The organism is Hydrococcus rivularis NIES-593 (assembly GCF_001904635.1).
Lineage (GTDB): Bacteria > Cyanobacteriota > Cyanobacteriia > Cyanobacteriales > Microcystaceae > Hydrococcus > Hydrococcus rivularis.
Map to the genome: position 1 here is coordinate 142,307 of NZ_MRCB01000008.1, position 24,745 is coordinate 167,051.

The following is a 24,745-nucleotide window of genomic DNA, read 5'->3' on the forward strand; positions in this document are numbered from 1 at the left end:
TCTCGATCTACCCTCCAAACGCAAAGGGAAAGGCGAGTTTGAGGGCAGCTGTCAAAAGTAAATTAGCTAGAGAAACTGGCAGGAGAAACTTCCAACCTAAATTGAGGAGTTGGTCGATGCGAACGCGGGGAACCGTCCAACGCATTAGAATGGCGAGGAAAATCAGGAAATAGGCTTTGAGCACCGTCATGGTAATTCCCAGAGAGGCCGTAACGATCTGCAACCAGGAACTGGTTTCGCTGACTCCCAACCAACTTGCCAAGCGATCGAGGGAAATGGGAAATTCCCAACCGCCAAGATAGAGAATGGCGAAGACCAGTGCAGAGAGAACGAGGTTTACGTAAGAACCTACGTAAAATAGACCGAATTTCATGCCTGCGTATTCGGTTTGATAGCCAGCGACCAATTCTTCTTCAGCTTCGGGGAGATCGAAGGGCAAGCGTTCGCATTCTGCCAAAGCAGCAATCCAGAAGATGATAAACCCGATAGGCTGTCGCCAAATATTCCAGCCGAGAATTCCATAGCCCGATTGCTGTTCCACGATGTCGATGGTGCTGAGACTGTTCGACATCATAGCGATCGCTAATACCGACAGGGCGAGGGGAATTTCATAACTGATTGACTGGGCAGCTGCTCTCAATCCCCCTAAGAGGGAGTATTTGTTATTGGAGGCATAGCCAGACATCAGCAAACCGATGGGAACGATGCTCGACAGAGCAATCCACAGGAATATGCCCACGTTGAGGTCGGTAATCACCAAATTCTGTCCGAACGGTACGATTAGGTAGGACAGAAATACGGGAAGAACCACCAAAACGGGTCCCATGGTGAATAACAAGGGATCGGATTTAGCCGGGATGACATCCTCTTTAAACACTAACTTAATCCCGTCTGCTACGGGTTGCAAGACGCCTAGCGGTCCGGCGTATTCGGGACCGATGCGCTGTTGGGCGGCAGCAGAGATTTTTCTCTCTAACCAAACGGCTACTAAAACCCCTACCGTTGCCCCGATAATCATTAAAAACATCGGTAGGGGCATCCAGATGGCTTTAGCAACACCAGCAGGGACTCCTAAGTCTATGAGAGATTTGATAAAACTTCCTTGTAGGTCAATTCCTGGGTTCATGCTTGCTTAGATAATAGAGCTTTAATACAGTTAGTTACTCAGTTAACCCGATTAGTATCTTGTCAAGACTTTTCTCAATGCCTAGTATATCGTTGTCTGGTTCTTAACTAGAGTAGATAGCTACAGAAGATCTGCTTATGGATGTGATAAGAATCTTTCTATGGAAAGCCAAGCGCGATCGCGCTGTTAGACTTTTCTAGAATTTATCTATCAACGCCGTTGTAAAGCTAAAGAAGAAACTACCAAAATTAAAGAGGCCAATAAAATCAAGGTGGATACTGCATTAATCGCAGGAGTGACGGCAAACTTGATCATGCCATAGACGTATAAAGGTAACGTTGTTGCGCCCACGCCGGCAGTAAAAAAGGCGATCGCGAAATCGTCTAAAGATAGGGTAAATGCTAATAAAGCCGCGCTCAAAATACCGGGGGCAATTAAGGGTAAAATAACGCGCCGCATGGTTTGCCATTCATTGGCTCCTAAATCCCAGGCAGCTTCTTCTACGGAGGGTTCTAATTCTGCAATTTTTGCCCTGACCGTTACGACAACAAATGAGATATTAAAAGCAATATGACTGATGATAATGGTAGGTAATCCCAGTACTAAACGAATTCCCGTTAGATTTTCTAATAATTGAAAAACCAGACTGAAAAACACTAATAAAGAAATGCCCATGGCAATATCGGGAATAATAATGGGCAGCAAAACCAAACCTTCTAAAGCCGTTCGCCCGCGAAAGCGAAAGCGTTCCAATGCTAGGGCTAGCATAGTTCCTAAAAAGGTGGCAATGACCGTAGAAATTGCGGCAACTAAAAGACTATTACTAACGGCATCCCAAATCATGATATCTGTAATTTGTGCCCTGCCGTCGGTTACTCCCGTTAATAAACTGCGATACCAATTTAGGGTAAACCCTCGCCAAACTGCATTAAAACGCGATGAATTAAAAGAATAAATGACTAGAATTAAAATCGGAATGTAGAGAAAAGCAAAGCCTAAAAAAGCATTGAACCACAGTCCTACTCGTCCGATTTTCCGAATGAATAAATCAAATTTTCTCTTGCGATCGCTCATAATTTAACCCTACATGAATTAGAGAGAAAGCTTACACTTAACTAGCTTCTTTCTCACTCGTGCGGAGATAGATGAGTATCGGAATCATGATTACTGCCATCATCAAAATAGACAGGGTAGAACCGAAGGGCCAATCGCGGGCTTTGAGAAATTGATTTTGAATGAGATTGCCGATCATCAGCGTTTTCGCACCGCCCAAGATATCGGGGGTAATAAAAGCCCCTACCGACGGAATAAAAACGAGTAGTGAACCTGCGAGGATGCCTCGCTGAGTTAAGGGGAGTATTACCCGCCAGAAGGTACGCCCATCGCCAGCGCCGAGATCGTGGGCAGCTTCTATCAAAGAGAAGTTAAAGCGTTCGATGGTGGCGTACAAAGGCAAAACCATGAAAGGAAGATAGCCGTAAATTAACCCTATGCCAACGGCAAAGGGCGTAAACAAAAGCGTTAAGGGTTTATCGATGAGATGCAAACCCTGGAGAAGAGTATTAATAACCCCTTCGGTACGCAGCAAAACCATCCAAGCATAAGTACGCACCAGAAAGTTAGTCCAGAAAGGAACGATAACCAATAAGAGACAGACACTGCGCCAAGGTTGGGGACGAGTCGCGATGAAGAAAGCAAGCGGATAGCCAACCAGCAAGCAAGCAGCAGTTGTCAGCAAAGCCAGCCAACAAGATCGCCACAATACCGACCAGTACACGCCTCCAGCGAGTCGCTGGTAGTTATTGAAGGTAAACGTCCAGCTAACGCCGCCATAGGTTCCGCGATCGAGGAAACTATATACCAGTACGATCAGCAAAGGGAGAACGAAGAAAATCACCAGAAAAATCGTTGCGGGCAGAAGCAAAACTAGAAGACTCGTCTGCTTGCGCGTTTCAATCGTTGGAGTGGTTGAAGATGTTTGAAATTGCTGCCAAATGGTCATATTAGTTATCAGTTGTAGGGCGGGTTTAATAATAAACATATAGTCCTTACAACCTATCAGAATAACAAGTCAATCATTCCATGAATTTTTCGCCAGAACTCGCTGCCCTCGGACGATATCTAGCAGGTGAATTCGACAATCGGCAACAAGCCCTTGCCGAACCTATTTGGTACGTTCATCTGCGCCTGTGGTTGCGCCCGACTCCTCTATTTGGGGAAGATAGTTTGACTATCTTTGCCGAACAAGCAAATATCGTTAATTTAGAGCAACCCTATCGCCCGCGTTTGCTGCGATTGAGACAAAGCCAAACCCATCCTCTCACCCTCCGAGTAGAGCATTATATGTTTAAAGATCTTGATGCCGTTCGGGGCGCGGGCAGTAAGCCGGAATTCCTTCGGCAACTGACTCCAGAACAGATAGAATTCTTACCGAGTTGTACCCTGAACGTCGAGATAGAGAGACTAGATCGCGATCGCTTTAAGTTTAAAGCATTTCCAGCTTCAGAAAAGCCTTGCCGTTTCACCTATGGGGGTCAAATCTATCAAGTATCGCTTGGGTTTGAAGTCACTCCCGACGAACTGAAAACCTATGACAAAGGAATCGATCCGACGACGGGTCAAGCGATTTGGGGTGCATTGATGGGTCCCTATCGCTTCGTCAAGCGTCAGGATTTTTCAGCCGAATTCCCTGTCTGAAATCTTTATTAACAATTAAGACAGTTCCTGCCGCAGTCGCGCCAGAATCGTATTAGGCTCTATTTGAGCGAGGATCTCCCGAATGACCGTACTCGGTCCAAGCGGTCCCCAACTGCATCCTTTTTCTAAATATTCTTGTGCTGCTTTACCGATTCTATAGGCACTGTAGCCCGCTATGCCGCCTTGAGTCAGTGCGGTGCTGGCATAAGTTGCCAAGGCAGCAGGACTTTCAAAGAGACTGGTTGCAGCAGCCGTACTTTTCTCGATTCCAAGCATAAAACTACTAGCAATTTCTCCTATCAACAATCCGCCAGAACTAATCAGAATCGTTCGCCACAGCTTGCCTGCTTCATGACTGGTTATCGGCAATCCATACAACCGCGCCAAAGCCCGAATCAGGGCTAAATCCGCCATCATGCCGCCGACTAAATCCAAAATAGCAATGGGATTGAGCGAAACGGCTAGGGCTTTATATTTGGCATATCTCCAGATAATAGCTTCGGCTTCTTCTTGACGGATTTCTAGAGTTTTTTTAGCAATATTGGCTTCAGCTTCTTTGGCTTGAAAAAGAGCATTGAGGGCAAGCAGCGATCGTCCTTCTCGATTTAAAATTTTGAGAATATTCTCTTTGAGTTCGTCAATCTGGGGAGGTGGCATTTCCCATTCCTCAGTCACTCTCCCATCTGACCATTCCACCCTTACCGGAACGGGTTGCGGTTCTGCCGCTACCATGACGATTTCATCGGGCGATAAAATTTGTGGTGCGTCTCTATTCGAACTCCCCGTTCCCAACACTTGTAATTGTTTATAAATTTCTTCTCGGTCTACTTCTGGATACAGATCGATTTTATTAAAGACCAGAATTAGTGGCTTGTGACTCTTCCTGAGTTCGCATAATGCTTGATATTCCGTGCGAGTAATATCCCCTGCCACGATAAACAAGATTAAATCAGCTTGACGCGCCACTTCTCGCGCCATTTCCGCCCTCGCTTCTCCTTCGATTTCATCGAGTCCCGGCGTATCGATCAACTCTACGTGTACCTTACCGCTAGCAGGAGTCCAGCGCACCGAACGGGGCCATTGAGTTACGCCATGAAGGGGTCCCGTTTGCAAGACTTTCTGACCTAGCAACGCATTGACGACGGCAGATTTGCCGCGACTGACCAACCCAAAAGCTGCAATCCTAATAACTTTTTGCTCTAGTTTGTCTAGGGCAGATTTTAAAGACTGTAAGTCTTTGCGCACGGATGCTTGCAGTTCTGGATTGGGAGGATAATTCCAGTGACGGCGAAAGCTAGAATACCAAGACAAGGCTTGTTGCAAGCTAGCGCGAGCTTGGTTATAGTGAATTTCTTGATGAGATAGAGTTTGAGTCAAGGTTGGATAGAAACAAAGATAGCCTACTAGCTCTATTTTGATCTAATTCGAGGGCTAATTGAGGGGTATGGAACTTAACTCATCGATCGCTGTTTCTGTAAAAGCTAGATTGAGAAATCAATCATTAGGAGTCGATTTATGAAACTATTTCTCACAACAACGATTTTTACGATTATCGGTGCTATCTTGGTCGGTGTCGAGGTTAGCTATGGAGAATCTTTTATTTATCCCGAACAAGGACAAAGCCAAGCGCAACAGACTCAAGACCTACGCGAGTGCAATCAACAGGCAAGGGAACAGACTGATTTCGATCCTACCAAGCCTATGTCTCAAAAGGAGTCTCAAGATCCGCAAGCACAGCGCCAGAGACAACAGCGCATACAAGCTTACAACCAAGCTTTAACTACTTGTCTAAAATCACGCGGCTACACGATTCGATAAACATTTTGGTTCAAGCGTAACTACGCCCAATGAATTTAAAAACTTTCCAGACTCGATTATCCTCCTAGCTTGCCCTTGACTATTTCCTGAATTTTTTTCCCCTCTGCTTTTCCTTTAAGCTGTTTCATGGCAACGCCCATAACTTTGCCTATATCTTTCGGGGATGTCGCCCCTACTGAAGCAACGATCTCATCGAGAATCGCGCTCAGTTCTTCATCGGACAATTGCTTGGGTAAGTAAGTTTCGATAATGGCAAGTTCCTGGGCTTCTTTGTCTGCTAAGTCGTTTCGTCCCGCTTGTCGGTACTGTTCGATGGAGTCGCGTCGTTGTTTGGCTTGTTGGGCTAGGAGTTCTATTTCTTGTTCTTCTGTTAAGCTGTCTTGTCCTGACGGACGTATAGCTACTTCCTTTTCCAATAAAGCTTTTTTAAGACTTCTGACAGTTTCTAAACGAATTTTATCTTTAGCTTTCATAGCTGATTTGATGTCTTCTCCCAGGCGATCTTTCAGACTCATTGGGGCAGAATCTTTTTTGGGAACTACTACAGAGACGGAATCTTCTTTTTTCGCAAAGGTTGATTCCTCAGTTGTCTGCAAGGTTTCTGTCGATCGAGCAACTTGTTCCGATCCGGAATCTTCTCTAGCAACAACTTCTGAAGTATTATCCTCAAGCGATCGCTGGCTTGGTTGCGTTTCTTCGGTAGAAAACTCAGCTAAAGAAAGAATTTTCTTTTGAAAAGCTATTTGTCTAATTACTCCTTTATCCAAGTTTTTTTTGTCTTGTTTTTGAGAGGTTTCAACGATCGATTCTCCCAATTTTTCCCCAACTATTTTAGCTTGCTCCCAACTGTTAAAAGGCTGTTTGCTAATCTGGCTTACTAGCAGAGCTAATTCTTTATTTCCCTGTCGAGTTGATGAATTAATTCCTTTTTGAAGGAGTACTTTCTTGATAGTCTTGGTCAGGAATTTAATTAGCTTCTTGTTACTAAATTGTGTTTGGATCGGTTGAGTCATTTTCTCTCTACCTTAATTCAAGCTTTTGAGTGGGGGAAGTTGTCCGCATTTATATTAAAATCTATCAATATAATCCCAAGTTTAGATTAAGAATTCAAATGCCTTGCCTCAAGGAAGATGAATCCAAGCGGCATTTAGCAAATAAGAGATTACGCGATCGCACTCCAGCCAAAGACAATTCCCTTTCTGTTTATCCACTTCTTAAAATATAGTTACACTAATAGCAAAAATTGACTTTAATGATAGAAAGTAGTCTTTCAGGTGATTCGAGCTATGAACGCTAGAGTGTCAGCAGTCGTTACAGCAATGACTACCGCTCCTACTGTAGCGCCAGAAAAATCTAGTCAGGTCGTTGGTCAACCCTATCCTAACTATAAGGTAATCGTTCTCAACGACGATTTCAATACCTTCGAACACGTAGCGCAGTGCTTGCTTAAGTATATTCCGGGAATGACAAGCGATCGCGCTTGGAGTTTAACCGAACAGGTTCATTATGAAGGACAGGCGATCGTCTGGGTAGGTCCCTTAGAACAAGCAGAACTCTACCACCAACAATTGAGACGTGAAGGATTAACGATGGCTCCCTTGGAGGCAGAATAAAGGACAGAGGGCGAGGCTTCTTTCTAAAGGAAAGGGAGATGGGGGGACTGGGAGACAAAGGAGGTAGGAAGTGTGGGAGGTGTGGGTAGAGGAGAGGGGACTTCTTAGACTCCGAAGAAGACAAACTATTAACCACTGTACGGGCGGGTTTTTGACCGTAACTGTCAGTAAATCTCTAGCGTATTTAGATAAACTCGCCCCTACGACGACTATCTACTAACTACTAACCAATCCCCAATCCAAAATCCGCCGTTGTGCTGGAAGTCAATTCCAGCACAACGGCGACCAAAATCCAAAATCGAAGGATAAATGACCAACGATCGATGACAAAAATTAGTAATTGGCTTAAGCTAATCGTTAGCTTGTTGGTCTTTTTTTTTCTGTTGCCGTGGACTTCTCCAGCTTTAGCCGCATCGGAAAGAGTTCCTTTAACCCTACCTTTATTGCAAGAACGCCTCAATTCTCCTCTCCTGAGCGAAGGATTTTATACAATCGATTTGCGAAACTTTACGATCGATTTAACTAGCGAAAATGCTATCTTTCGAGATCAATTTTATCAGCAATTACAGACCCATCTCAATCGTTCTAAACAACCATTAGGTTTGGATTTTAGCAACTCTTTTATTCAGGGAGAATTTATTGCTAGTAAATTAGGTTTGCTAACCCCTCTTTTTCAAGCATCTTTACCGCCATTATTTACGCCAATAGAACAAGAAGAACTCAAACAGGATAAACGTTTTTTATCACAACCGGGCGAACAAATTACTTCAGTAACGGTTGTTCGAGGTCCATTAATTCTTAATAATTGTCGATTTATAGGTCAAGTAGATTTTAGCAAGATAATCTTTTTACAACGGGTTGAAGCAACAGGTGCTACCTTTACTCAAGGGGGAAATTGGTCGGAAACTCGTTTTGCCAGAACGGCTGATTTTAGCCGAACGACTTTTAAACAAGAGGTTAACTTTAGCAATAGCGTCTTTCTTGGAAGTGCAAAATTTCGTCAAGATCGCTTTTTAGAAAGCGCTAATTTTACAGGCAGTCATTTTGAAGCTGAAGTGAGTTTTAGCCAATCCGAATTCGTTCAATTAGCGACTTTTACTCGAATTCAGTCGCTAAAAGATGCAGATTTTAGTCAGATCGATGCGCGCGATCGCATTTTATTTTCTAAAAGTCACTTTTTTGGCTCTCTTTCTTTAATTAATTCAACGTTTGAACAATCTATTGCTTTTCGGACAACTCGCTTCGATCGTTCGATAGACTTTCGAGATGTAAAACTTCTAGAACAAGTCGATTTTAGTAATGCATTTTTTTCTCCTAAAACTACCCTAAATGTTTCGGGTTTAGCCTTTGATTCGGATCGCGCCAAAATTCTAGGAGATACTGGAGTTATCGGTCGCGTCATGTTATTATCGAAGCTTGAAGAAAATAAGACAGTTTATCGCAATTTAATTCGTAATTTTCGCAATTTAGAGCAAATTCCCGATGCCAATCAAATCGAATACAAAATCGAAAGACTGAGACTCCAACAATTGGAGAAGGAAATTTTTGAAATTCCCTATCAAAAAATTTTTCAATTGAAATGGATTAAAAATCTTTTCAATTGGCTCTTTTTAAGCTTACTGATTCTTTTAAGTGGTTATGGAACTAATTTTAGTATTGTTTTTGGAGTAGGAATTATCGCGATCGGTTATTTTGGGGTTTTATTTTGGGCGATCGATCGCTGGCGACGACGCATTCCTACTCCTATTCTTCCCAATCGCTACGACACGATTTGTATGATTGCCAGCGTGGTTTTGCTGACGATAATCGGTCTGACCAATATTTTTCAATCTTCAGAAGAACCTTGGATAACATTAGCCTGCTTAGGCGTAATTTTGTTTCCCATTCCGCTTGGATTAGTCAGCTATCTTTATCACAAAGGTCGCTATCACGACTTAATGCATTCTTCCTATTTTCTTGAAGATGGAAGCATGCGACAATTGCGTTTATTAATTGTTCGATTGCCCGTCATTCCTAATTTTCCTTTTTTCCGCGATCGCTACGTGCCTCTAATTTGGGAACGCCGTTGGAATTGGTTAAATTACTACGATTTTAGTTTAAATAATTTTATTAAATTGGGATTTAATGATATTCGCTTGCGAGACCAACATCTTCCTGGCACGATTTCTACTATAGTTTGGTATCAATGGAGTTTGGGAATTCTCTATATTGCTTTGTTATTGTGGACGCTTTCTCGGACTATTCCTGGATTAAACTTGCTGATTTATCTGAAGTAACAATGCGATCGCTACAAGTTCTAAAAAAGAAAATGCGATCGCTTTCTTTCAAGAATTAGGCGATCGCGACAAGTTTTAAAATACAATAGAAGTATTTAAGTTAGCAGTTAGTTGAGGCTAGATTTCTCTTCTAGCTGCTTTTTTTGGCTCTTTAAGACCGATCCCATGCCAATGGCACCCAATGCAAGCAAACTTATTACAGAAGCAGGTTCGGGAACTTGTTTGCCAGGATCGGTAGGCTTATCTGAAAAACTACTAGCTTTAATGAAAACAGCAGAATCGAGTATTCTATCTCCGGTGTCAGCGGTCGCTAGTTTAATTTTATGCTTACCTGGAGTTAATCCTAGTGCCTTTGCTGTAAACACTTTAGTGAAGCCATCGTACTGAATATTGAAGGGAGTTGGCGTTCCTAAGTCACTGGGATCGTTGTTGTTGTAAAAAGCTGAATTGCTCCCTGAGTTAACATTGTTAATTGCAACCGGAGTGCTAGTTCCAGGAATGAGAGCAATGTTTACTCCATCGAGGAAGAAGCCAAAAACATCATTGAAAATAGAATTAACAAACTCGTTGTATTCTTCTGAAGCGAATACGTAATCAAAGAATAGGTCGCCACCAGCACTTTCAAACTCGAATTCGAGGATATTAGCATCATAGTAAGTGCAATTAATTTCTAGTTAATTACCGATTGACAATAACTATTTTCACTACTTCCTACCTAAAATCGTCAATGCTTCTTCGTATCCTTTACTGAATCTTTATACAATTTCACTGAAGCTAAATATTGATACAAGCAATTTAAGCTGTCAACTTCCCAATCGAAATCTAGTATTATCAAGTCTTTTTCCTATCATCAATGTGCTACTTAAATAAGCAATAGCGATCGCTTATATCGTTCGCTCTATGTAAAGTTTGAATAAAGTACTTTTCTCGATTAAATCTAGGCAGTAATATTAACTATCGTAAAATCGCTAGCTTCAGACTTCCACTTGCAGGCAACACAAAACTAACCTGCTTTTTCAGTAAACTCCACATCAGCAAGCTCGCTCTGGACTAAGATTTAGTTATTTTTGCGATCGCATTTTCATCAACTGCTTCACTTCTCGCCACAGGAAAGACTGACTGGAGTTAGAAGCAGGATGGGTGAGAATTCCTTGAGTGGGACTGAATAAGAAAGCTAGAACAAATAGCCCCGATACAACTAGAACAATAGCAGGACCCGAAGGCAAATTATAAAAATAACTCAAATACATGCCGCTGATACTAGAAAAAACGCCTATTCCCACTCCCAAAATCATCATTTGGTGCAAGCGACTCACTAATAAATAAGCGGTAGCTGCTGGCGTAATCAGTAGAGAAATTACCAGTATAACTCCCACTGCTTTTAGACTAGCAACGATAGTCAGTCCAATTAGTATCATCAGCCCTAAATCTAACAGATGTACGGGCAATCCTACTGCTTGAGCGCCTAATTTATCAAAAGTATAAAAAAGCAATTCTTTATACAGCATTGCCACCACTAATAAAACCACAATCGCAATGATTAAAGTATCGCGAACATCTTCAAAAGTAACGCCGAGAATATTGCCGAATAAAAAATGATTGAGGTCGATTTTATTATCTTTTTGAATAATAGTTATTAAAGTAATCCCAAGGGCAAAAAAGGCAGAAAAAACGATTCCCATAGCGGCATCTTCTTTAATGGGCGATCGCGTTCTAATCAAATTAATTAAAATCGTGCCGAGCAATCCAGCAGTAAAAGCCCCAATAAAAATATTAATATCTAACAGAAAAGCAACTGCTAAACCGGGTAGAACCGAATGACTTATCGCATCTCCCAACAAAGCCAATCGCTGCACCATTAAGTAGCTACCTACAACCGCACAGATAACGCCAACAATAATGGCTTCAATCAGCGATCGCTGCATGAAACTGTATTTTAATGGTTCGATTAAGGTTTCTAATACCATTTTGGATGAAAGGATTTTGGATTAGGAAAGTTTTGCTCTTGTTGTTTTCTAGATCTCCATCTGTCGCCATCTTTAACGAGTACGCAGACTCAACAGTAATTGAAAACAACACTCTGCCTCTTCCTCTGCGTGAGATAAAAAGCGCCCTATCGGTCAACTTACGCTGCAATTTGCAAGTGATTTTCATCAAAGAAGACTACTTTACCCCCATAGGCATGATAGAGATTTTCTTCTCTCAAAACAGATTGCCTCGCACCAACAGCAATTAATTCTTTATTCAAAAGAATCAAATCATCAAAATTAGTAATTGATTCCCCTAGATCGTGGTTAACGACTAAAACAATTTTGCCTGCATTGGCTAATTCGTGAAAGATATTAAAAAGAATATCCTCAGTTTTGCGATCCACCCCAACAAAAGGTTCGTCAAAGAAGAAAATATCCCCTTCTTGAGCAAGCGATCGCGCTAAAAATACTCGCTGTTGCTGTCCTCCCGAAAGCTGACCAATTGGGCGATCGCGGTAAGCACTCATTTGTACCCTCTCCAATGCTTCTGCGGCGAGGCGACGACTCATAGCAGAAAAACGTCGAAACCATCCTGTTTTCCGCACTCGTCCCATCATTACCACATCCCAGACCGTAGCAGGATAAGTCCAGTCAATTTGCGATCGCTGAGGTACGTAGGCGACTTTGTCCAAACAATCTATCAAAGGTCGTCCATTGTAGTGTACCGAACCCTGATTGATGGGAATCAAACCCAGCATAGCTTTAATTAAAGTACTTTTGCCAGCGCCATTGGGACCGATCGCACCCGTTAACCGTCCGGGTTTTATCTGTAAGGTGATATCCCTTAACGCCTCAACCGTTCGATACGAAACCCCTAAATGGCTGATGACAATTCCATCAGTATTACTCATAAATATTCAGTACTCCGATCGCTCGCCTACAGACTTTAATAAAGCCTTATTCAACTAGGATAATGTAAAAATGAAAGAAATATGAAAATAATTATGAGAAGATTATGAAAGCGACTATAGAAGGAAATGAATAGATCTCCGTGGCTAGTAGCTTTAGTAATATCGATCGTATTCTGCGGATTTGGCTGCCAACCTCAATCATCCGATAGAAATGAGACTGCGACAAAAGTCGTCTCTACTAGCACCATCATTGCGGATTTAACCGAACGAGTTGGGGGAGATGAAATCGAACACCAAGGTATTCTCCAACCCGGTGCCGATCCTCACATTTATGAACCCGTTCCCGCAGACAGTGCCGCTTTTGAAGAAGCAGACTTAATTTTTTACAACGGTTACAATTTAGAACCCGGACTCATTAAATTAATGAACGCAGCAGGGGTAAAAGCCAAGAAAGTTGCCGTGGCAGAGGTCGTTACTCCTTTAGATTTGGATAAAGAAGGCAAAAGAGTTCCCGATCCTCACGTTTGGGGAGATGCAAAAAATGTAATTGCCATGGTAGGCGTAATTCGCGATCGCTTAATCGAAAGTTCGCCAGAAGATAAAGAAGAATTTACCCAAAATGCGGCACAATTGACAAAAGAGCTACAACAACTCGATCTCTGGATCGCTCAACAGATTCAAACCATTCCCAACAATCAACGCAGGCTAGTAACCACCCACGATGCCTTTCAATATTATGCTCGCGCCTACAGATTGAAGATCGTTGGTACGCTGATTGGAATTAGCACCGAAGAACAACCCAGCGCTCAAACCGTCAAAAACTTGTCAGATTCTATCAAAACAACCAAAGTTCCAGCGATTTTTGCCGAAACGACGATTAATCCTGCTCTTATTAAAGCCGTCGCCGAGGAAGCAGGAGTCAAAGTAGCACCACGAGAACTGTATTCGGATTCCATCGGCGCACCGGGTAGCGATGGAGATAGCTATATTAAGATGATGGTGTCCAATACTCGCGCCATTGTAGAAGCCTTGGGAGGAAAATACAGTGCCTTTAAAAGAGATTTTCCTGAACCTCGATAAAGAACTGAGACGATTTGTCAAGAAATATGAATAATTCAGTCAATTAGCATAAAAAACGAGTTGTTGAGGTGAGTAAAAGAAGACAGCCAACCCAAACCCTTCAAACCTCTAAATCAAACCACGTTGTCGTAACTTATCGGCAAAGGAGGTGCTCCCCGAAAAAAAAACAGCAGCAATGGCAACACACAATTGCGATCGCTTTTTTACCTCATACCAATTTTCATGTTTTCGCGATCGACTATCTCTGTCATTAATGAATGAAAAATGGTATTAGTTAGATTGCCAAAGTGCATATAAAACTAAGCGATCGCTCGCAATTAGAGAATTTTCACCGTATTTTGCTAAAAAATTAAGATTTAGATAAGAATATGAGGATTAACTAATTACTGATTATCCAATACTGCATCGATCGCGTCTGTTGAAATGGCTGGAGATGGTTCTTCAACCTTTCGCCTGATAAGCGTTATAGCTGCTGCGTTGGCTTCGTCAATCTCAAAATATTGATGAAATTTATCCGTAACCTCTAACCAATAAGAACGACCGTTGACTTGACGGCGTTTTCGGACAAAACCTAATTCTATTAATTCTTGAATTTGTTGATAGGCACTGCTACCGCGTAATTCGATTAAATCTGTTTGGAGAATCGGGCTTTTAAGAGCGATCGCAGCGAGAGTTCGCAGTGCGCCCGTTCCCAATTCTGCCGGAACCAGTACTTGAAGCAGATTTTCAAAGACAGAGCGCAATTGAAGGCTATAACCTCTAGGGGTTTCTATAACTTCTAGAGCGCTGTCTCGATGAGCGTAATCTGACATCAGTTCGATTATTGCTTCTTCTGCCTCTTTGCGATCGCACCCAGCCAACTGAGCAATCTCATTCGCCGAAAGCGGCCGACCCGTTAAGTAAAGAATAGCTTCAATTTTCGTTGCCAGTCTGATCATTGAATTTTGGATTTTGGATTGGAGATTAGTTAGTAGCTAGTGGTTGGCGGTTAGTTTTCTCTCTTGTCTCCCAGTCTCGGAAGTCCCCCGTCTCAAAAGTCCCCATCCCTCAATCAAGTCTACGTCCTGTCAGTTCGACAAAAATATCTTCTAAATTAGATAGGCGAGTCATCGTCCCCGTTTTGTCTGGCAAGGTTTCTAAATAAGCATTCGCTGCTTCTAGAGTAGGAAAGAACTTGTATTCTAAGCGATCGCCCGCTTGCTTAACTACCAATCCTCGTCCGTACTTAGAACGAAAATAGTCCATCGTTCCCAACTCGATTAGTTGACCAGCATCCATAATGCCGATGCGATCGCACAAAAACTCTGCCTCTTCCATATAATGAGTCGTCAATAGTATTGTCATGCCTTGACGATTTAGATCGCGAATAATTTCCCAAAGGCGACGACGGGTTTGAGGGTCTAATCCTACTGTGGGTTCGTCTAAGAAGAGAACTTGCGGTTGATGTAGCAGTGCCCTAGCAATTTGCAAGCGGCGTTTCATTCCGCCAGAAAGAGTTTTTACCAGAGATTCCTTGCGATCTGCTAGTTCTACATATTCCAGCCAGCGATCGATCGACTTTTGACGCTTTGGGTTGGGAATATGGTGCATTCGTCCGTGAAACTCCATATTCTCCCATACCGAAAGATCCCCATCGACGCTGATTTGTTGTAAGACTACACCAATATTTTGCTTGACGCGATCGCGATGGCGATTGATATCGTATCCCGCTACTTCTATACGACCTTGGGATGGTTGGGTTAAGGTAATCAACATCCGAATCGTGGTTGATTTTCCGGCTCCATTTGGTCCTAGAAGCCCAAACATTTCTCCCGCTTCGATCTCGAAGGAGAGATCGTTAACGACAGGAATCTTATTATAGACTTTACCTACCCTTTCCAGAGAAACAGCAGCGACCATCATAGACCTGTGGGTGAAAATAAATTTTTATCCTCGATTGTGAGGGCGATCGCCATCATATTCGTCTTTTGCAAAAGTAGCGATTGCCAATTATTTTGACACAAAACCAAGTTCATAAGTATCAATATTGGGCGCTTCGTTGTATGAGAGGATAAGAGGAGTGATTGTTTTTAGCATGAAAAAGCCTATCTTCAAAAGTTCAGAAAGCGCGATCGCCCAGAAGATCGCGTAAAAAAATCATTTGATAGGATTATGTGTAATTTTGTTGCAAGTTTTTGATTAATAAATAAAGATTATGAATTTCTTAACAAGTATTTTACATTTAATTGGAAAGAAAAAGTCCTTTTTTTGAGGCTTACTATGAAGGATATTCTCGCGAAGATCTCAAACCCGATCGCATTGATTGGCTTGTTTTCCTCGCTAGCACTTATATCCTAGAATTAGATGCCAGTAAAGATTTTGCCAGGATGGCGGCAGTGTTGCCAGAAGACGAGCCTCGCAGCCGCTCTCTCAAGCAGAGAATCCTCAGCGTTGCCCAAGATGAAACCCGTCACGCGGGCTATCTCTACGAAGCACTTCAGCGTCGCCTACCACAGGCACAAGTCGATGCATTAGTAGACGAATGGCGAACTCGCAAAGTGAAGGCGCTGCTGGCGATGACGCTCGATCTTTTACAAAAAGGTAGCAAAAGTCGCTCGCTAGTAACTGACGGCGCACCAGTTGAAAGCGAGGTGGACTTGCCCGTAGCAGCTTAAGGGATGGATTGCCTTATTAATCGTAATAATCTTGCCGGATGCTATCTGAGAAAAACAAAAAAAGTTCGCGTAAGTTTTACGCGAACTGTATTGATATTAAACTAGCTACTCCACTGATAAGTTACCCAAGAAACTTATTGACCCGTTCCTGAAGGGCTTTCTACAGGCGTGGTCGTACCGCTAGGCGAGGTCGTGTCGCCCGTTCCCGGCTCTGAGGGGCTGGAACTGGGTTCTTCCATCGTCTCCGAAGGGCTAGATTCTTCCATGGAACCCGAAGGAGAGGTAGAATCGGCATCCGGAGATGTCTTCATAATTTTCGGATCCTCGGTGGTCGATTCGGTTTCCGTAGCCGAAGGAGCGGTTTCGGTCTCGGTTTCCGTAGCCGAAGGATCTTCAGTGGTCGATTCGGTCTCTGTAGCCGAAGGAGCGGTTTCGGTCTCGGTTTCTGAAGTAGAAGGTGTTCCAGTGGACTCCTTGTCTACTTCCATGCTAGAGCCTGGAGTTGTCGAGCTTTCAGCTTCTGTTGCTTCCGTTGGCGTTCCCACGGTGCCAGAACTCTCTGGCATTTGAGCTAGAGTGGGCAGACCGAGCATAATACTGGCTCCAGTTGCACCCAGCAGGCTAGCCAACAGATTGAAAAAAGTGATACGAGAACGAGATTTCATAGAGTAATTCCTCTCTTTTTTCTCTCAATACTTTGATGTATGCTTAGTAAGCGACCAGCTTGTTTGCTGTCTCGATCGGTAGACTCCCGCGAAAGCTAATTGCTAGGTTGCTCTTCTGGAGCTTTACTCAAGCCACTATTTTCAGGATTCCCAAAGTCAACAATTTCGCCTTCTTGCGTTTGTTGCTCTAACAGAAATACTTCTTGGTCATCCGTGGGGTTCTGTGCGCCATCGACTTCGACAATTTCGGTGACAGGCTGGTTCGCTCCTGGCGAAGACATATTTTCCTCTTCTGGCTGCGAACAAGCTCCTAACAAAGCTGTCCAACCGATGACGATTAATAAAGCTCCAGACTTCAGCGGCATGAGGATGATCCCCAATGTTTTTAAAGCTTAGATAAAGACTAACAACGAAAAGTAAAAAACTTGATAAAAATATTAAGGGTATATAAAGAGCCGATAAACCGAGAATTGGCGTTGTTTTTAGCTAATTTTTTGTGAGTTTAATTTACCGTTACAAGCCCATTCATAGATCCGAGAAAATGTCAAATCCTCTTAAACCTGCCGTTTACTTTATCGGTGCGGGTCCGGGCGACCCAGAATTATTAACAGTTAAAGCACACAAAATCATCTCGCAAGCCGATGTTATCGTGTTTGCCGATTCTCTGGTTCCCAAACAAATTTTGCAAGATGTCCGTTCCGATGCCGAACTGGTTCGCACGGGCAATAAAACCTTAGAAGAAATTATCCCCTTAACGATCGAACGAGTGAGAGCCAATCTGTCTGTAGCCCGCATTCATTCGGGCGATCTAACCCTCTACAGTGCCGTTGGCGAGCAAATCCGAGCTTTGGCTGCTGCCAATATTCCCTACGAACTGATTCCCGGCATCAGCGCCTTCCAAGCTGCCGCTGCTAAATTGGAGGCAGAATTGACCGTACCCGACCTGGTACAGACGATTATTCTGACCCGCATCGGCGGTCGCGCCTCATCGATGCCGGAGTCGGAAGAACTCTCTTCTTTAGCAGCTCACCAAGCCAGTTTATGTCTGTATCTAGCTGCTCGTCACGCCGAGTCAGCCCAGGAGAAATTACTACAGCATTATCCTCCAGACACTCCCGTTGCTATTTGTTTCCGGATTGGCTGGCCGGATGAGAAAATTTGCATCGTGCCGCTCGCAAAAATGGCTCAAACGACTAGGCAAGAAGGGTTGATTAGAACGACGCTTTATATCATTAGTCCAGCTTTAGGCGAGATTGGTGGGAAAGCGCGATCGCGTCTTTATCATCCCGAACATTCTCACCTGTTTCGCAACAAATTATGGTAGCCGCCTCTAACTAAGCCCTTCTAATATTCAGACAAGCCCAATCTTGACGCTTCCAAAGGGCGGCGACAACCCAACCATTTTCTTCGAGAGGTTCCATTACCGATTTGGCTTGGTCTAATAAAATGCCGCTCAGAATTCCCCAGCCTTTGGGTTTGATCAGCTTGGCAAACTGGGGAATCATCTCGATAATCGTTTCTGCCAAAATATTACAAAAAACGCCGTCAACGCCTTCAGGAGCCATTTCTAGTACTTTTTCAAGACTGCCTTGCTCGATTATTAGGCGATCCGCATCGATTTGATTGAGGACGCGGTTTTGACGGGCGGACTCGACGGCGAGGGGATCGATATCGACGGCGTAGACTTTGGGCGCTCCCATCAAGATAGCGGCGATCGCGAGAATGCCAGAACCGCAGCCAATATCCGCCAGCACCGTTGCGCCGCTAGGATAGAGCATGCGCATCTCCAGCGATTCCAGACACAACTGAGTGGTTAAGTGGGTTCCCGTGCCGAAGGCAACGCCGGGATCGAGGCGCAGGATAATCCTATCTGAGTTTTCGGGAGGGGTTAACCAAGCGGGATAGATAAGAATGCGATCGCCCACCTCCGTTGGTTGCCAGTGTTGTTTCCAGCTACTCGCCCAATCCTCTTCGTCAATCAATTGCCAGCGAGTTATCGGTTGGGGAAGATTCAGAATCATCGCATCCTGGCGCAGCCACAGAGAAAGCGCCGCTAAATCCAGCGCCTGCGCCTTGATTTGAGGCAGATAAGCGCGAATTAGATAGGATTGTTCCTTTCTTTCGGTCGCGGTTCCCGAACACCCAAACTTTTGCAACCGCCAAAAAACGGATTCTTCCATGTTTGGATGACACAGAACTTGAATTTCCCACCAACTGTTTGACATAGGAGGAGATTGGTTATCGATCGCTGTTTATTCATTGTTATTGATTTGTACGTCGATAAACAACAAACAATAACAAATCAATAACAATTTCTTAAAGCTTGACCGTATAAGCATCGCGAATACCCGCGACTTTGGTAATTTCTGATAGCAATCCCTCCGGTAGCGGATCGTCGAGGCTAAGCGCCATGACCGCATCGCCTCGAACTATCTTTCGACCTACTTGCATGCTGGCGATATTGACGTTAAAACTCCCCAGTAGAGAACCGATTTTGCCGATAATTCCCGGCATATCTCGGTGAAGAGTAAACAACATATTGTTGCTAGGCGGAACGTTGATGGGAAAGTCATCGAGATCGGTAATGCGGATTTCTCCATTGCTCAACAGCGCTCCCGTGACCGAATGTTCTCCCATCGATCCCTGCGCCTCTAAATAAAGCGAACCGGAGTAATCCCGAACCGAAGCATCTTTAGTTTCAATGATGCGAATCCCGCGTTCTTTGGCTTCAATTGCGGCATTGACGTAATTGACGCGCTCTCGTAATGCTTGAGAGAGAAGTCCTTTGATCGAAGCGATAACTATCGGCTGGCTGTTAACCTCAGCCAAATCGCCTTGCAACTTGACCGTCAAGCGCTCGATCCGTCCCCCCGCCAGTTGACCGACTAGATTGCCCAGCGTTTCTGCCAAGCGCAGATAGGGTCTGAGTTTTTCCATCACGTCGGGGGTCAGTCCGGGGATATTGACTGCCGATCGCGCTGGCAATCCCAACAGCACATCTCGAATTTGTTCGGCAACGTCGATTGCGACGTTGACCTGCGCCTCTTCTGTCGAAGCCCCCAAATGAGGGGTAAGAATTACCTTGGAACCAAGTTCTCGCAATCTCGATTCTCCTAAAGGTTCTTGCTCGAAAACATCTAAGGCTGCCCCAGCAATTTTGCCCGATTCTATGGCTTCTACTAGAGCCTCTTCATCAATAATGCCACCTCGCGCACAGTTGATAATGCGAACGTTAGGTTTCATCTTGGCAAGCGTTTCCGCATTGATGAGATGGGTAGTTTCCGGCGTTTTGGGAATGTGTAAGGTGATATAGTCGGCCTCGGCAAAGAGAAACTCTAAGTCTACTAAGGTACAACCGAGTCGATCTGCCCGTTCTTTAGAAATGAAAGGGTCGTAGGCAAGGATTTTCATGTTCATTGCTTTTGCCACGGTTGCGACGTGGGAACCTATCTTCCCTAGACCGATCACGCCTAGCGTTTTTTTGTAAACTTCGGAACCGATATAGCTTTTGCGATCCCACTTTCCCGCTTTGACGGAGGCATTGGCATCGGGAATATAGCGAGATAAGGATAGCATCATCGCTAGGGTATGTTCGGCTGCGGCAATCGTATTGCCTTCGGGAGAGTTGACGACGATAATCCCTTGACGAGTCGCTGCTGGAACGTCGATATTGTCTACGCCTACGCCTGCCCTGCCAATAATCTTGAGTTGAGTTCCTGCTTCAATGATTTCTTGCGTCACCCGCGTGCCAGAACGCAGCATCAGCGCATCGTATTCGGGAATAATCTTAATTAATTCCTCGGCAGGAAGCCCGGTTTTAATGTCTACTTGAGCAACTTGCGAGAGAATCTCAATGCCCACTTGGTCGATCGGATCGGATACGAGAACTTTTGCCATAGTCCTTTAAATAATTTGATATCTATTACTTTTACTTTGAAGACAATCAGAAAAAGAATAATTTTTTTTCTTGTTGCCTTTACTTAGAGAACATCTGAAAAGTCTATTTTGTCATTCTGAGTCTAGTAGAACGTAACGAAGAATCTCTGTTTGGGATTGGTATACTCAGATGTTTCGCTTCGCTATCGCTACGCTCGACATGACATTCTATACTTTTCAGACAACCGGTTAGATCTTGCACCAGCTTTTTATCCTATCAATAAATTTCTTGGCTGATAGCTAAAGTCAGATAAATCTGACTGCAAGAAAAGTTACAGCATTTCTCAGATAGATAAGGTACGTTTACATGGCTAAAAAGCCCTATTGGTAAGGACTTGTGCGTACTACAACTAGCTTATTGTAACGGTAAAGGTAACGCGCCGCTTTAAATTCTTATAAAAGATTTCCGGTTTTTGTCGCAATTGTTGTGGCGCGAACAACTTTAATACCAAGAACGAAACCACATGCGATGGTCAAATGCCTCCCTTGATAAAGGCAGGCCTAGATAGATAGGCAACCAATAAGCCAAACCCATTAAAATGAAAAAAACAACATTTATAGCGATCGCCCGCCACCAAAGACGATCGCTATACAGCCATCGATCGACTAGGTAAGCAATCGCCAAAAAACCCAAAATCGAGGCTGGCATATAGTAGTAGAGAAAAGCGCAGCGATGTACCAGCATCCAAGGCAACCAGTTTGCCCCATAATTTAACAGCAAATAAAGCGGAATCGAGAAATTAAACTCCTGTTGTCGTTTTCTCTTGCTGACGTAAACTTGTTGCGCTATTTTTCCTACTAAAATGAGCATTGCGATCGCGCCTAGCCACCATAAAATCGGATTGCCCATACCATGCACGTCGTAAACGGTAGATTGGGCAGAACTCCCCGATTTCTCAAAAAAATACGCCACCGGACGAACCATCAAAACCCAACTGTACCAGGGAGAACAGTAGGGATGGATCTTAGAACTACTCCCTAGTTGTTGGTGAAACGTCCAACTTTTCTGGTGTAATTCCCACAATCCGCGATCGCGATCGAGTTGCCAATGGGGAATCCACAGCAAGCAATAAACGACGACTGGAATGACTCCCAAAAAGACCAATAAAGGCCATAATTTGAATTTGGATAAATTCTGCCAAAAAGGTTGATTAAATGATAGCTTGCGATCGCGTTGCCACCAGCTAACGATCCGGGCACTTGCCCAAACCGCACCAATTCCCAACCAAAATCCCAATCCATACCATTTAACTGCAGCGGAACACCCGAAAAAAATACCAGCCAAAACGAGATACAACCAACGCAGTAGAGATTTCTGGGCTAAAGCGATTAAAAAACACCACTGAGCTAATAATCCGAAAAAAACTAGATAAATATTCAAAAAAGCATAGCGAGACTCAACTAATAGCAACCCATCGGCAGAGGCAAACAAAGCCGCGATAAAAGCGTAGCTGCGACGATAACTTAACTGATAGGCGATCCCAGCAACAATTAGCGGAACCAACGAACCAGTCAAAGCATTTAGCCAGCGATAGCCAAAAGCTGTCGTCTGACCTGTAGGATTCCAAAAATGAAGCTTGCTAACCCAAATCCCAAAAGCAATTAAATATTTCCCTAGCGGTGGATGAACGTCAAAAAAAGGCGTGCGACTTAGATAGTTTTGAGCGTATTTAACGTAGTAAACTTCGTCGAATACAAGCGTATTAAATCGTCCCAACTCCCAAAAACGCAAAGCTAACGATGTCGCAAATAGAGTGGCGATCGCCATCCAAAACCAAGAAGGCGTGAAGAAAAAAGACTTTATCTTAGTCTGTAGTATGTTTGTCATACCCAGAAAATGTCTTCTCTTGCTTGGCTTCTTCTATCTTAGAGAGTCTCAAAACGATGCTTCCAAGTTCGGCTAGCCGCTAAAATAAACATACGTATTTGCCGAGCCAACGCTTAGACTATGACGATCGCATCCTCGATAGAATTCCAAGACGCTTTTGACGTCATCGTAGTTGGGGCAGGACATTCAGGTTGCGAAGCTGCCCTCGCTTGCGCCCGTCTGGGTTGTCGTACCCTCATGCTAACCCTCAACCTAGACAAAATTGCTTGGCAGCCTTGTAATCCAGCCGTCGGGGGACCAGCCAAATCCCAGCTTACCCACGAAGTCGATGCACTGGGCGGGGAAATTGGCAAAATGGCAGACCGCACTTACCTACAAAAGCGCGTCCTCAACTCTTCACGAGGTCCTGCTGTCTGGGCATTGCGCGCCCAAACCGACAAGCGCGAATATGCAGCAGTGATGAAAAATATCGTCGAAAACCAAGAAAATCTGCTCGTTCGCGAAGGCATGGTAACCGATTTGGTATTGGGGAAAAACGACGAAATTATCGGCGTGCAAACCTACTTTGGCGCTTGCTTCCAAACCAAAGCCGTCATTCTCACCACGGGAACCTTTTTAGGCGGTCGCATTTGGGTTGGCGGGAAATCGATGTCAGCGGGACGCGCCGGAGAATTTGCCGCCGTCGGGTTAACCGAAACTCTGAACCGTTTGGGTTTTGAAACGGGAAGGCTGAAAACGGGAACTCCCGCACGAGTAGACAAGCGTTCTGTTGACTACAGCAAACTAGAACCTCAACCTCCCGATGAAGAAGTGCGCTGGTTCAGCTTCGATCCAGAAGTTTGGGTAGAGAGAGAGCAAATGAATTGCTATCTCACCCGCACAACTGCCGAAACCCACCAACTGATTCGAGATAACTTACATCTCTCTCCCATTTATGGCGGGTTTATCGATTCCAAAGGACCGCGTTACTGTCCTTCTATCGAAGATAAAATCGTCCGCTTCGCCGACAAAGAAAGCCACCAAATCTTTATCGAACCCGAAGGACGAGACATTCCCGAACTTTACATCCAGGGATTCTCTACCGGACTGCCAGAGAACCTGCAACTGGCCATGTTGCATACCCTGCCGGGATTGGAAAACTGCGTCATGCTGCGCCCTGCCTATGCGGTGGAGTACGACTATCTGCCTGCGACGCAGTGCTATCCCACTCTCATGACTAAGAAAATCGAAGGATTATTCTGTGCGGGACAAATTAACGGAACGACCGGATACGAAGAAGCCGCAGCCCAGGGAATTGTGGCGGGAATTAACGCGGCAAGATTCGTTCGGGGACAGGAAATGCTCGTTTTCCCCCGCGAAGAAAGCTATATCGGTACGCTAGTTGATGACCTTTGTACCAAAGACTTGCGGGAACCCTATCGCATGTTGACTTCTCGATCTGAGTATCGCTTGATTTTGCGTTCCGATAATGCCGACCAACGCCTCACGCCGCTAGGTCGCGCAATAGGTTTGATAGATGACCGTCGTTGGGAAATCTTCCAGCGCAAGCAAGCAAATATCATTGCCGAGAAGGAACGACTGCACGAAACGCGCGTCAAAGAAAAAGATGAAATCGGCATCGCGATCGCAGCGGCAACCGAACAAAAAATCAAAGGCTCGATTCCCCTTGCCGACCTGTTGCGCCGTCCCGGTTTTCATTACGTCGATTTAGAACGTTTTGGCTTGGGCAATCCCCATCTCGATCCCGCCGAAAAAGAAGGCGTAGAAATCGAGATTAAATATTCCGGTTATCTGCAACGCCAACAAAATCAAATCGACCAAATCGCCCGTCATGCCAATCGCCAATTACCAAAAGATCTCGATTACATGAAAATTGACACTTTGTCAATGGAAGCAAGGGAAAAATTAAACAAAGTTAAACCTTTAACTATCGGTCAAGCTTCCAGAATTGGCGGCGTGAATCCGGCTGATATTAATGCGTTGTTGGTGTATTTAGAAGTGCGATCGCGCTATCAATCCGTGTAAAGATTATCGATCTACCGAACTCGATCGATCGCGATCGGTTTAATTGCTAAATCCATCGTCAGTGCCACTCAATTGACTGAAAATTAACCGACTTATGTTTTAAACTAACCTTCAACCGCTATGACAGCTAGAGTCTATGAAGATTG

21 protein-coding genes and 2 pseudogenes are annotated in these 24,745 nt (G+C 44.2%); 8 read left to right on the forward strand and 15 right to left on the reverse strand.

The features are described 5' to 3' along the window. Window positions 1-7: 7 nt before the first annotated feature. The 3 genes from nuoH to NIES593_RS09295 form a co-directional block, all read right to left on the reverse strand. Window positions 8-1,126: an NADH-quinone oxidoreductase subunit NuoH gene (gene nuoH / locus NIES593_RS09285; protein ID WP_073599302.1), complete on the reverse strand. Its 1,119-nt coding sequence runs from the start codon at window positions 1,124-1,126 to the stop codon at window positions 8-10. A gap of 210 nt (window positions 1,127-1,336) precedes the next feature. Continuing rightward, entirely contained in the window at window positions 1,337-2,200 is an 864-nt protein-coding gene (locus tag NIES593_RS09290; RefSeq protein ID WP_073599303.1) for an ABC transporter permease, read from the reverse strand. A 37-nt stretch (window positions 2,201-2,237) separates the two neighbouring features. Next, window positions 2,238-3,128: an ABC transporter permease gene (locus tag NIES593_RS09295; protein WP_073599341.1), complete on the reverse strand. Its 891-nt coding sequence runs from the start codon at window positions 3,126-3,128 to the stop codon at window positions 2,238-2,240. A gap of 80 nt (window positions 3,129-3,208) precedes the next feature. Between NIES593_RS09295 and NIES593_RS09300 the strand changes: the two genes are divergently transcribed. After that, window positions 3,209-3,823: a chromophore lyase CpcT/CpeT gene (locus NIES593_RS09300; protein WP_073599304.1), complete on the forward strand. Its 615-nt coding sequence runs from the start codon at window positions 3,209-3,211 to the stop codon at window positions 3,821-3,823. 15 nt (window positions 3,824-3,838) lie between these two features. Here NIES593_RS09300 and NIES593_RS09305 read toward each other — a convergent pair whose 3' ends face one another. Beyond that, the gene (locus NIES593_RS09305; protein ID WP_073599305.1) at window positions 3,839-5,200 is read right to left on the reverse strand and encodes a GTP-binding protein; all 1,362 of its coding nucleotides are present in this window, start codon (window positions 5,198-5,200) and stop codon (window positions 3,839-3,841) included. Between the two features lie 138 nt (window positions 5,201-5,338). Between NIES593_RS09305 and NIES593_RS09310 the strand changes: the two genes are divergently transcribed. Further along, on the forward strand, window positions 5,339-5,641 hold the full coding sequence (locus NIES593_RS09310; RefSeq protein WP_073599306.1) for a hypothetical protein: 303 nt from the start codon (window positions 5,339-5,341) through the stop codon (window positions 5,639-5,641). Window positions 5,642-5,697: 56 nt separating this feature from the next. Here NIES593_RS09310 and NIES593_RS25475 read toward each other — a convergent pair whose 3' ends face one another. Next, window positions 5,698-6,156, reverse strand: coding sequence for a GatB/YqeY domain-containing protein (locus NIES593_RS25475; protein ID WP_073599342.1), 459 nt, complete (start codon window positions 6,154-6,156; stop codon window positions 5,698-5,700). A 771-nt stretch (window positions 6,157-6,927) separates the two neighbouring features. On the opposite strand from NIES593_RS25475, the gene clpS reads away from it, so the two are divergent. Together clpS and NIES593_RS09325 are read left to right on the forward strand one after the other, a co-directional pair. Further along, window positions 6,928-7,254, forward strand: a complete 327-nt coding sequence (gene clpS / locus NIES593_RS09320; RefSeq protein ID WP_073599307.1) for an ATP-dependent Clp protease adapter ClpS — start codon at window positions 6,928-6,930, stop codon at window positions 7,252-7,254. A gap of 323 nt (window positions 7,255-7,577) precedes the next feature. Further along, window positions 7,578-9,530, forward strand: a complete 1,953-nt coding sequence (locus NIES593_RS09325) for a pentapeptide repeat-containing protein (RefSeq protein WP_073599308.1) — start codon at window positions 7,578-7,580, stop codon at window positions 9,528-9,530. A 107-nt stretch (window positions 9,531-9,637) separates the two neighbouring features. Here NIES593_RS09325 and NIES593_RS09330 read toward each other — a convergent pair. From NIES593_RS09330 to NIES593_RS09340, 3 genes and pseudogenes are all read right to left on the reverse strand, one after another. After that, window positions 9,638-10,183: pseudogene (locus tag NIES593_RS09330) on the reverse strand (choice-of-anchor L domain-containing protein); the annotation flags it as partial. Window positions 10,184-10,591: 408 nt separating this feature from the next. Then, on the reverse strand, window positions 10,592-11,497 hold the full coding sequence (locus tag NIES593_RS09335; protein ID WP_073599309.1) for a metal ABC transporter permease: 906 nt from the start codon (window positions 11,495-11,497) through the stop codon (window positions 10,592-10,594). Between the two features lie 158 nt (window positions 11,498-11,655). After that, a complete protein-coding gene (locus tag NIES593_RS09340; protein WP_139253662.1) occupies window positions 11,656-12,411 on the reverse strand; it encodes a metal ABC transporter ATP-binding protein in 756 nt (251 codons plus the stop codon). Window positions 12,412-12,537: 126 nt separating this feature from the next. On the opposite strand from NIES593_RS09340, the gene NIES593_RS09345 reads away from it, so the two are divergent. Continuing rightward, a complete protein-coding gene (locus tag NIES593_RS09345) occupies window positions 12,538-13,491 on the forward strand; it encodes a metal ABC transporter solute-binding protein, Zn/Mn family (RefSeq protein ID WP_073599311.1) in 954 nt (317 codons plus the stop codon). Between the two features lie 383 nt (window positions 13,492-13,874). Here NIES593_RS09345 and scpB read toward each other — a convergent pair whose 3' ends face one another. Continuing rightward, complete coding sequence (gene scpB / locus NIES593_RS09350) at window positions 13,875-14,429, reverse strand: SMC-Scp complex subunit ScpB (protein ID WP_073599312.1); 555 nt, start codon at window positions 14,427-14,429, stop codon at window positions 13,875-13,877. Between the two features lie 109 nt (window positions 14,430-14,538). Continuing rightward, the gene (locus tag NIES593_RS09355) at window positions 14,539-15,390 is read right to left on the reverse strand and encodes an ABC transporter ATP-binding protein (protein WP_073599313.1); all 852 of its coding nucleotides are present in this window, start codon (window positions 15,388-15,390) and stop codon (window positions 14,539-14,541) included. A 329-nt stretch (window positions 15,391-15,719) separates the two neighbouring features. On the opposite strand from NIES593_RS09355, the pseudogene NIES593_RS09360 reads away from it, so the two are divergent. Beyond that, a pseudogene (locus NIES593_RS09360) lies at window positions 15,720-16,145 on the forward strand (ferritin-like domain-containing protein); the annotation flags it as partial. A 134-nt stretch (window positions 16,146-16,279) separates the two neighbouring features. Here NIES593_RS09360 and NIES593_RS09365 read toward each other — a convergent pair. Further along, the gene (locus tag NIES593_RS09365) at window positions 16,280-16,810 is read right to left on the reverse strand and encodes a hypothetical protein (RefSeq protein WP_073599314.1); all 531 of its coding nucleotides are present in this window, start codon (window positions 16,808-16,810) and stop codon (window positions 16,280-16,282) included. A gap of 95 nt (window positions 16,811-16,905) precedes the next feature. Then, window positions 16,906-17,175, reverse strand: coding sequence for a hypothetical protein (locus tag NIES593_RS09370; RefSeq protein WP_073599315.1), 270 nt, complete (start codon window positions 17,173-17,175; stop codon window positions 16,906-16,908). Between the two features lie 176 nt (window positions 17,176-17,351). On the opposite strand from NIES593_RS09370, the gene cobM reads away from it, so the two are divergent. Further along, window positions 17,352-18,134, forward strand: coding sequence for a precorrin-4 C(11)-methyltransferase (cobM, locus tag NIES593_RS09375; protein WP_073599316.1), 783 nt, complete (start codon window positions 17,352-17,354; stop codon window positions 18,132-18,134). 10 nt (window positions 18,135-18,144) lie between these two features. Here the strand turns inward: cobM and prmA are convergent, their stop codons facing one another. The 3 genes from prmA to NIES593_RS09390 all read right to left on the reverse strand — a co-directional run bounded on the left by prmA (window position 18,145) and on the right by NIES593_RS09390 (window position 22,574). Continuing rightward, a complete protein-coding gene (gene prmA, locus NIES593_RS09380; protein WP_073599317.1) occupies window positions 18,145-19,035 on the reverse strand; it encodes a 50S ribosomal protein L11 methyltransferase in 891 nt (296 codons plus the stop codon). A 91-nt stretch (window positions 19,036-19,126) separates the two neighbouring features. Next, window positions 19,127-20,707, reverse strand: a complete 1,581-nt coding sequence (serA, locus tag NIES593_RS09385; protein WP_073599318.1) for a phosphoglycerate dehydrogenase — start codon at window positions 20,705-20,707, stop codon at window positions 19,127-19,129. A 481-nt stretch (window positions 20,708-21,188) separates the two neighbouring features. Beyond that, window positions 21,189-22,574: a dolichyl-phosphate-mannose--protein mannosyltransferase gene (locus NIES593_RS09390; RefSeq protein ID WP_073599319.1), complete on the reverse strand. Its 1,386-nt coding sequence runs from the start codon at window positions 22,572-22,574 to the stop codon at window positions 21,189-21,191. Window positions 22,575-22,694: 120 nt separating this feature from the next. On the opposite strand from NIES593_RS09390, the gene mnmG reads away from it, so the two are divergent. After that, window positions 22,695-24,599, forward strand: a complete 1,905-nt coding sequence (mnmG, locus tag NIES593_RS09395; protein WP_073599320.1) for a tRNA uridine-5-carboxymethylaminomethyl(34) synthesis enzyme MnmG — start codon at window positions 22,695-22,697, stop codon at window positions 24,597-24,599. Window positions 24,600-24,745 lie beyond the last annotated feature (146 nt).